We start from the raw sequence: 1,773 nt of genomic DNA on the forward strand, positions 1-1,773 counted from the left end.
CCGTTGCTCACCACCAGGTCCGCGCCCTCGACCCGCTTGAGGTCGTCGACGGACGGCTCGTACTGGTGGACGTCGGCGCCCGGGGTCGTCACCGACTCCACCCGGACCCGGTCCCCACCGACGCGGCGGGCCATGTCCGCGAGGATCGTGAAGGTCGTGGCCACCACGACCCTGTCGTCGGCCTCCCGGGCGGCGAACCGGGGCCGGTCGTCCACGTCGACCGCCCCCCAGGTGCCGGTGGTGCAGGCGGCCGCCACGATCGCGGTCACGAGTGCGACGACGACCGCGGCCGCGGGGGACCCGGGCCGCCGGCGACCGCCCCGGGAATTGCGGCCCCCGGCCAGATGAGATTTCGGCATACCGAAATATTAAGTCAAAGTGGCGGAATATCCATACCGCCTGGGTAGCCCTGCTGCCTCCAGGCCTCGTAGACCACCACGGCGGCGGCGTTGGACAGGTTCATGGAGCGGCGACCCGCCAGCATGGGGATGCGCACCGTCGCGGTCACGCGCTCGTCGGCCAGCACGTCCGGGGCCAGACCGGTGGGCTCGGGCCCGAACAGCAGGACGTCACCGGGGGAGAACCGGACCTCCGGCAGCGAGCGGTCGGCCCGCACGGTGAACGCCCACACCCGCGCCGGGAGCAGTCGGGCGTACGCGGCCTCGAGATCCTCGTGGACCTCCACGTGCGCCAGGTCGTGGTAGTCGAGCCCCGCCCGCCGCAGCTGCGGTTCGGACAGGTCGAAGCCCAGTGGCCCGGCCAGATGGAGTTCACACCCCGCCCCCGCCGCCAGCCGGATCGCGTTGCCGGTGTTGGGGGGGATGCGGGGTCGGTCGAACAACACACGCACGCCGGCTCCGGTCATGGCGGCCATTCTCGCAGTGCGCTGGCGACGTGGCCGCTCCGGAGTGGGATACTGGCGCCCGTGACCGCTATCAAGCTGGACGGAAAGCTCACCCGCGACGAGATCGTCGCCGACCTCACCGACCGGGTCGCCGCGTTGCGCGACAAGGGCATCACCCCGGGGCTGGGAACGGTCCTGGTGGGCGACGACCCGGGCAGCCACTCCTACGTCAAGATGAAGCACCGCGACTGTGAGCAGGTCGGCATCGCCTCCATCCGGCGTGACCTGCCCGCCGAGACCGGTCAGGCCGAGCTCGAGGCCGTGATCGACGAGCTCAACGCCGATCCCGCGTGTACCGGGTACATCGTTCAGCTACCGCTGCCGAAGCACCTCGACGAGAACGCGATCCTCGAGCGCATCGACCCGGCCAAGGACGCGGACGGCCTGCACCCCGTCAACCTCGGCAAGCTGGTCCTCAACGCGACGGCCCCTCTGCCGTGCACCCCCAACGGCGCCATCCACCTCCTGCGGCGTTTCGGTGTCGAACTCGACGGGGCACACGTGGTGGTGATCGGCCGCGGGGTGACCGTGGGGCGCCCGATCGGGCTGATGCTCACCCGCCGCAGCGAGAACTCGACCGTCACCCTGTGCCACACCGGAACCCGGGACCTGGCCGCCGAGACGCGGCGGGCCGACGTGATCGTGGCCGCGGCCGGGGTGGCCCACATGCTCACGCCGGACATGGTCAAGCCGGGCGCGGCGATCCTCGACGTGGGGGTGTCCCGGCTCGACGGGAAGCTGGCCGGCGACGTCCACCCGGACGTGTGGGACGTCGCCGGTTCGGTCTCCCCGAACCCGGGTGGCGTCGGTCCGCTCACGCGGGCGTTCCTGCTGGCCAACGTGGTCGAGCGCTGCGAGCGGCTCGCCGC

At 71.9% G+C, this 1,773-nt stretch carries 3 protein-coding genes; 1 reads left to right on the forward strand and 2 read right to left on the reverse strand.

Annotated elements, in window-relative coordinates:
- Positions 1-359: zinc ABC transporter substrate-binding protein (locus G6020_RS09310; RefSeq protein ID WP_182610419.1), on the reverse strand; the 359-nt coding region annotated here is incomplete at its 3' end.
- Between the two features lie 14 nt (positions 360-373).
- Positions 374-865 carry a tRNA (cytidine(34)-2'-O)-methyltransferase gene (locus G6020_RS09315; protein WP_182610420.1) on the reverse strand — a complete coding sequence of 164 codons (492 nt, stop codon included), beginning with the start codon at positions 863-865 and terminating at the stop codon, positions 374-376.
- Between the two features lie 60 nt (positions 866-925).
- Between G6020_RS09315 and G6020_RS09320 the strand changes: the two genes are divergently transcribed.
- Positions 926-1,773 (forward strand): bifunctional methylenetetrahydrofolate dehydrogenase/methenyltetrahydrofolate cyclohydrolase (locus tag G6020_RS09320; protein WP_182610421.1); only part of this gene is annotated, 848 nt, incomplete at its 3' end.

The sequence above is a fragment of the Dietzia sp. B19 genome (genome assembly GCF_014145155.1).
Lineage (GTDB): Bacteria > Actinomycetota > Actinomycetes > Mycobacteriales > Mycobacteriaceae > Dietzia > Dietzia natronolimnaea.

Coding starts and splice junctions, on each gene's coding strand:
- G6020_RS09315 (WP_182610420.1), bottom strand. CDS start 865: ATGACCGGAGCCGGCGTGCGTGTGTTGTTCGACCGACCCCGCATCCCC.